Source organism: Rhodococcus sp. CX, from assembly GCF_015865005.1.
Classification (GTDB): Bacteria; Actinomycetota; Actinomycetes; order Mycobacteriales; family Mycobacteriaceae; genus Rhodococcus.
On the sequence record NZ_JADZGH010000238.1, the window covers coordinates 8,636 to 15,946 of the forward strand.

Here is a 7,311-nt window from a genome sequence, read left to right on the forward strand (position 1 = left end):
GCGACCGCCCGGCTCAGCCGGCGGTCTGCTCCGCCCACCACCGCCGCAACTCGGCCTCCGCCTCGTCGGGCCCGAGCGGACCGCGGTCCAGGCGCAGTTCCTTGAGGTAGTTCCAGGCCTTGCCGACCTGCGGACCGGACGGAATCCCGAGGATCTCCATGATCGCGTTCCCGTCGAGGTCGGGACGGACTCTGGCCATGTCCTCCTTCTCCGCCAGCGCGACGATCCGCTTCTCGAGGTCGTCGTAGGTCGCCTGCAACGCGGCCGCGCGACGCTTGTTGCGTGTCGTGCAGTCCGCGCGCACCAGCTTGTGCAGCCGCGGCAGCAGATGCCCGGCGTCGTGCACGTACCGGCGCACCGCCGAGTCCGTCCACTGCCCCTTGCCGTAGCCGTGGAACCGCAGGTGCAGGTAGACGAGCTGCCCGACGTCCTCGACCATCTGCTTCGAATACTTCAGGGCCTTCATGCGCTTGCGCACGAGCTTCGCGCCGACCACCTCGTGGTGGTGGAAGCTGACCCCGCCTCCCGGCTCGTTGCGCTTGGTGCCGGGCTTGCCGATGTCGTGGAGCAGCGCCGCCCAGCGCAGCACCGGGTCCGGGTCGCCGTCCTCGAGGTCGATGGCCTGCCGCAGCACCGTCAGCGAATGCCAGTAGACGTCCTTGTGCTGGTGGTGCTCGTCGATCTCGAGTTTCATCGCGGGGATCTCCGGAAGCACCCGGTCCGCGAGTCCGGTCTCCACCATGCACTCGATGCCGTCGACCGGGTAGTCGCCGAGAATCAGCTTGTCGAGTTCGGCCTGCACCCGCTCGGGGCTGATACGCAGGATCTCGTCGGCCATCTGCTCGATCGCCGTGTGCACCCGTTCGGTGAGGGTGAAGCCGAGTTGCGAGACGAACCGGGCCGCGCGCAGCATCCTCAGCGGATCGTCGTGGAACGAGTCCTGCGGCAACGCCGGCGTGTCCAGGACCCCGGCGAGCAGCGACTCCATTCCGCCGAGGGGGTCGACGAATTCCCCGACGCCGTCGGGTCCGATGCGCACCGCCATCGCGTTGACGGTGAAGTCCCGGCGGACGAGGTCGTCCTCGAGTCGCGTGCCGTACTCGACGATGGGATGCCGGGAGACGCGGTCGTACGCGTCGGTCCGGAACGTGGTGATCTCGATCTGCTCGACACCCTTGACGGCGCTGACCGTCCCGAAATCGATGCCGGTGTCCCACTGGTGATCGACGAATCCGTGGAGCAGTTCCTGGACCCGGGTGGGATGCGCATCGGTGGTGAAGTCGAGGTCGGTACCGAGACGGCCGAGCAGGGCGTCGCGGACGCTGCCACCCACCAGGTACAGCTCGTGGCCGGCGGCGGCGAAACGCTCACCGAGCGGCGCCAGCACGTCGGACAGGGCACGCAGCGTGACATCGGCGCCGGCCAGCAACCGGGTGCGCCGATCGGCATCTGCGGAGGGAGAGTTCACGTCTTCGAACCTTACCGAGGCGGGCAAACGCGTGGTTCGGCCGGCAGCCACCTCACGCCAACTACTATCGACAAGGTGTCGCCCGCCGAACGTGCCAACCGGAACCGCCGCAGCTCGCGGCGGCGTGGCGGCAGCGGCGGATCAGCCGTCCGCTCGGGGGCGAACCCCGTCAAATCCACGGCGAATCCCGCCAAACCCCAGTTGAGGACGGTGCGCGAGACGTCGGCCGGGGGACTGGTCGTCGACGGGCTCGGTGGACCCCCCGAGCAGCTGTGCGCTGCGCTGATCGGCCGGACCGACCGGCGCGGCCGGCTGCTGTGGTCGCTGCCGAAGGGGCACATCGAGAAGGGTGAGACCGCCGAGGAAACGGCCATGCGCGAGGTCCACGAGGAGACGGGCATCCGCGGCAAGGTCCTCGCCGAGCTCGGCAGTATCGACTACTGGTTCGTCACCGAAGGCCGCCGCGTGCACAAGACCGTGCATCACTATCTGCTCCGCTACCTCGGTGGCGAACTGTCCGACGCGGACATCGAGGTCACCGAGGTCGCGTGGGTGCCCCTGACCGAGCTGCGGTCGCGGCTCGCCTATGCCGACGAACGCAAACTCGCCGACGTCGCGGATCAACTGATCGCCGAGATGACCTCCGCATGGCGGTTCGGCACCGGCGGACCGGAGGCCCGTCTCGGATGACCCTGATGATGCACCGGGCCGGTGCTGCGGTGCTTGTCGTGCTCGCACTCGTGTTCGCGACGATCGGCGGCACCGTGATCCTCGGGACGCTCGGCGGAGCGACCGCGCGCGCCGATACCGAGTCCTCCCGATTCCTGGAACTGCTCATCGACGAAGTCACCCCGTCCGTCGTGACCGACGGCAGCGAACCGGTGGTGAAGGTGTCCGGGACCGTGCGCAACATCGGCGACCGGGACGTCTCGGACATCGCCGTGCGGTTGCAGCGCGCACCGATGGTCGCCGATACGACCGAACTGCGCACCTCCCTCACCCTCGACCAGAGCGGCTACGACACGGTCGGCGAATTCGAAGCGGTCGACGACCTGCTCGAACAGGGCGAGGAAGAACACTTCAGCCTGGAGATGCCGCTGCGCTCGGCGGCCGAACCGTCGCTCGGCATCGACACGCCCGGCGTGTATCCGCTGTTGGTGAACGTCAACGGCACCCCCGAGTACGGCGGGGAGGCGCGGCTCGACGACGCCCGGTTCCTGCTCCCGGTCCTCGCGGTGCCCGAGGACGGCGAGGACCTTCCGCCGGTGTCTCCGACGCAGGGCGATCCCGCCGTCGTGACGATGCTGTGGCCGCTGGCCGACGAGCCGCGGCTCGCGGCGGGGGTGGCGGGATCCGTCACCGACCCGGTGCGGTTGGTCGACGACGAACTGGCCACGTCCCTCGCGTCCGGCGGCCGCCTCGACGGTCTGCTGAGAGCCGCGGAATCGGTCGCAGGCGCCGACCAGGGCCGGCTCCGTGGGGCCCTGTGCCTGGCGATCGACCCGGACCTGCTGGTGACCGTGACGAACATGACACGGGGCTACCTCGTCGTCGACGACCCGGCCGATCCGCTGGGTGACGCGAGCGACGGCGCAGGCACCGAGGCGGCGATCGACTGGCTGGGCCGGCTGCGCGCCCTCGCATCGTCGACGTGCACCGTCGCGGTGCCGTTCGCCCAGGTCGATCCGGTCGCGCTGGCCGATGTCGCCGCGGCGTCGCCCGCGGGTGACACGCTCGCCGCGGCGGGGCTCACCGCGCCCGCCGACATCGTCGACACCATCCTCGGCGTCACGTCGATGCGGGGCGTCGTGTGGCCGGATTCCGGTGTCCTCACCGAGAAGGCCGGGCTGCTGCTGGCCCAGGACGGCCCGGTGACCACCCTCCTCGCCGACAGCGGGATCGACACCTCCTCGGCCGCACCGCCCGTCACGCGCGTCTCGGGCGTGGACGGACTCACCGCCGCACTCTTCGACAGCTCGGCCGCCGCGGCGCTCGCCGCCGTCGGGGACCGCCCGTCGACGCCGTCCTTCGTGCCCGAGTCCGCGCGCTACGAACTCGGGGAGGATTCGGGGACCGCTCGCCTGCAGGACGCGCTGGGCGCGCTGGCGTGGCCGGCGCTGAACGGATCGGACGCGAACGGGTGGGAGGACGGCACGGCGAACCGTTCCGTGCTGTTCGCGCCGCCGCAGACGTGGACCCCGACCGAGGACGAGGCCACCGACATGCTGTCGCTGCTCGAGACCCTCATCCGGGCGGGGCTCGCGGTGCCGCGTCCGTTCGAGCAGGTCGTCGGGGCCGCGGCGGCGACCGTGAACGCCCCGGATACCGTGCTGCTGTCGTACCCGGAGCAGGCGATCGTCGACGGTGCATCGAACGTGGTGGTGGGGCACGCTGCCGAACAGGCCGGGCGACTCGACGCGCTGCAACTCGCGCTGGTCGAGGACCCGCAGGCCCAGCTCACCCCGCAGATGTTCATGGCTCCGCTGCGCGAGGACCTGCTGCGGTCGATGAGCCTGGCCGGTCGCCGGGGACCTGATCCGGGAGCGGCCGAACACGCCGCCTACACGCGGTCGAGGGCCGTCAGCGACGCCGTGGACGGGATGTTCGCGGGCGTGACGGTCCTCTCACCCGGCGGTGTCTACACGCTGACCTCGGAGCAGAGTCCCCTAGTCTTGGTCGCGCGCAACGATCTGCCCGTGGGCATCACCGTGCGGTTGCACGTGGACGCGCCCCCGGAGATGGAGATCACCGACATCGGGCCGACCCAGCTGCCGCCGCGCGGGAGCCGCACTCTCACGGTGCCCACGCAGATCAGCGACTCGCGGAAGCTCGGTGTGGAGTTCGCGCTCACCACCGAGTCCGGTTTGTCTCTCGGCACGCCGACGAGTGTGACGGTACGTTCCAATGCGTACGGCCAGATCCTCGCCATCGTCACCGGCTGTGCGGGGGCGCTCCTGCTGTTCCTTGCAGGGCGGCGACTCCTGCACCGGTTCCGCGGTGAACCGGATCCAGCCGACGAAGGGTACGAGAAGCGATGACCGGGAACCCGACCCGCGACGGTCGCGCGGCGCCCATGCCCGGCGGCGCGTCGGCCGAGGCAGAGGCCGTGTCGACCCGAGCTGTGTCGACCGAGGCCGTGCCGGCAGGGTCCGTGTCGGCCGAGGCCGAGGATTCCGGCGCCGCCTCCGAGTCCGCCGTTTCCGAGTCACGGAAGACCTCCGGCCTGCTCGCCGCATCCGGTTCCATCGCGATCGCGACACTGATGAGCCGCATCACCGGGTTCTTCAAGCAGGTCCTGCTGCTGACTCTGCTCGGTGCGGGTGTCGCGAGTTCGTTCACGGTCGCGAACCAGATCCCGAACATGATCTCGGAGCTGGTGCTGGGCGCCGTGCTCACCTCGATCGTCGTGCCGGTGCTGGTCCGCGCGGAACGGGAGGACCCGGACGGCGGTGCGGCCTTCGTCCGTCGTCTGTTCACGATGTCGCTGACGGTCCTGGCCGTCGCCGCGTTGTTCGCGACCGCCTCGGCCTCGTTCCTGGTGACCCGGTTCTTCCTCGACGCGGACGGCGAGGTCTCGACCACGCTGACGACGGCACTGACCTATCTGCTGTTGCCGGCCATCCTGTTCTACGGCCTGTCCGCGCTGCTCACGGCGATCCTGAACACGCGGCAGGTGTTCAAACCGGGCGCCTGGGCGCCGGTGCTCAACAACCTCGTCGTGCTCGTGGTGCTGGTCCTGTACTTCGTGCTGCCCGGCGAGATCACGCTCGATCCGGTGCGGATGAGCGATCCGAAGCTGCTTCTGCTCGGCATCGGTGTCACGCTCGGTGTCGTCACCCAGGCACTGTCGCTGGTGCCGGCGCTGCGGCGCGAGAAGATCAGCCTGAAGCCGTTGTGGGGCCTGGACGACCGGCTGCGGCAGTTCGGCGGCATGGCCGCCGCGATCGTGCTGTACGTGCTGATCAGCCAGGCGGGAACGGTCTTCGCCACCCACATCTCCTCCGGTGCCGACGAGGCCGGTCCGGCGATCTACAACAACGCGTGGGCCCTGCTGCAGCTGCCGTACGGCGTGCTCGGCGTGACGCTGCTGACCGCGATCATGCCGCGGCTCAGCCGCAACGCCGCCGACGACAACACCCCGGCCGTCGTCGACGACCTGTCCGTCGCGACGCGTCTGACGATGATCGCGCTGATCCCGATCGTCACGTTCTTCACGATCGCCGGACCTCAGATCGGCACCGCCCTGTACGGGTACGGCAGCTTCGGCTCCGGGAACGCCGACCTGCTCGGGCAGGCGGTGAGCTGGTCGGCGTTCACGCTGATCCCGTATTCGCTGGTCCTGATCCACCTGCGGGTGTTCTACGCGCGCCAGCAGGCGTGGACGCCGACGTGGATCATCCTGGGGATCACGGCCGTCAAGGTCGTCCTGTCGGCTCTCGCACCGGCCCTGGCGAGCGACAACGAGCACGTGGTGCTGCTGCTCGGTGTCGCCACCGGCATCGCGTTCACGGCCGGCGCGTGCATCGGCGGCTTCCTGCTGCATCGGACGCTCGGCAATCTGCAGATGTCGAACGTCGGCCGCACCGTCTGGAACGTGGTGATCGCGTCCGCCGCGGCCGCTGCGGCGATCCTGCTCGCGGACCGGTTGCTGCAGCTCGACGCGTTGAGCGAGCGTTTCGGCGGCATCGGATCGATCGTCCGGGTGGGAATCACCGGGGTGCTGATGATCCTCGTCGCGCTGACGGTGATGTGGGTGCTCAAGGTGCCCGAGGTGCTCGCGATCGTCGCCGCGGTCCGGCGCAAGGTCGAGGCGCTGCGCGGTCGCGGCGCCCCCGAGGTCCCCGAGATCCCCGAGGCGGACCCGACCCGGGCGCTGCCGACGAATCCCCCGGCCGCGCCCCGCCGCCGCTACCCGGAGAGCGATGCCGAGAAGACCGTCGTACTGCCGCGCCTCGATTACCTCTCGTACGGCGGTTCCCCGTACGACGCGATCACAGAAGTCATCCCTGTCATCCGGGACCGACCTGGGGAACTCGATGCTCAGCAGCACCTCCCGTACCCTGGTCACCAGCAGGTTCGGCCCTCGCGGTACGGGTTGCAGCGGTTCCCGGGCCCGAGCGGTGCCCGTTTCCGCGCGCCAGGTGGACGAGTCGAAGAAGAAGGAGTCAGGGTGAGCGACGACCACGCTGCCGGCAAGTCCACGATCGATGCTGCCGTCCCCCCGGAGGCGAACGCTGCACCGGCGGACGAGTCCGTCGCGGCGAAGAACGCGCAGGCCGCGCCGGCGGAGGGTGTCGCGAAGCCGAACCCGTCGACCGACCGGGTCCAGCCCCCCGCGCCGAAGAGCGCCGCCCGTCCGAAACGCGACCCCAACTACGACACCGGGGTCATCCCGATCGGGTCGCCGCAGCTTCCCCCGCTGCGGGTCTCCGGTTCGGCACCGCGGGCGCCGATGCGTGGACCAGAGCTCATTCCGGGTGCCTCGGTCGCCGGTGGCCGCTATCGACTGCTCGCCCCGCACGGCGGTGCCCGTGGGCTGCGGTTCTGGCAGGCCCAGGATGTCAAGCTCGATCGCGAGGTGGCGCTGACGTTCGTCGACGCCGAGCAGCAGTCCGCGAACGTCACGGGCCCCGACGGACCGCAGGCCATCCTGTCCCGCACGCTGCGTCTCGGCCGGATCAGCTCGCCGGGTCTGGCCCGCGTCCTCGACGTGGTCCGCGGCAGCTCGGGCGGCATCGTCGTCTCCGAGTGGACGCCGGGCCGGTCGCTGCGGGAGATGTCCGGGACCGAGCCGTCCCCGATCGGCGCCGCCCGTGCCGTGCGCGCACTCGCCGCGGCCGCGG

General features: G+C 70.3%; 4 protein-coding genes. 3 read left to right on the forward strand and 1 reads right to left on the reverse strand.

The genetic code is table 11. The annotated features are described in order from the left end of the window. Positions 1-13: 13 nt before the first annotated feature. Positions 14-1,468 carry a CCA tRNA nucleotidyltransferase gene (locus I0Q12_RS26465; protein WP_197256266.1) on the reverse strand — a complete coding sequence of 485 codons (1,455 nt, stop codon included), beginning with the start codon at positions 1,466-1,468 and terminating at the stop codon, positions 14-16. Between the two features lie 75 nt (positions 1,469-1,543). Between I0Q12_RS26465 and I0Q12_RS26470 the strand changes: the two genes are divergently transcribed. The 3 genes from I0Q12_RS26470 to murJ all read left to right on the forward strand — a co-directional run. After that, the gene (locus tag I0Q12_RS26470) at positions 1,544-2,158 is read left to right on the forward strand and encodes an NUDIX hydrolase (RefSeq protein WP_197256268.1); all 615 of its coding nucleotides are present in this window, start codon (positions 1,544-1,546) and stop codon (positions 2,156-2,158) included. Beyond that, positions 2,155-4,506 carry a DUF6049 family protein gene (locus tag I0Q12_RS26475; protein ID WP_197256270.1) on the forward strand — a complete coding sequence of 784 codons (2,352 nt, stop codon included), beginning with the start codon at positions 2,155-2,157 and terminating at the stop codon, positions 4,504-4,506. The genes I0Q12_RS26470 and I0Q12_RS26475 overlap by 4 nt, the downstream gene beginning before the upstream one ends. Beyond that, positions 4,503-7,311, forward strand: a 2,809-nt coding sequence (murJ, locus tag I0Q12_RS26480) for a murein biosynthesis integral membrane protein MurJ (RefSeq protein WP_231611497.1), incomplete at its 3' end; no start/stop codon positions are given. The genes I0Q12_RS26475 and murJ, both read left to right, overlap by 4 nt.

Bases quoted from the DNA above. Each gene is read 5' to 3' on its own strand.
- I0Q12_RS26475 (WP_197256270.1), top strand. From the start codon at position 2,155: ATGACCCTGATGATGCACCGGGCCGGTGCTGCGGTGCTTGTCGTGCTC.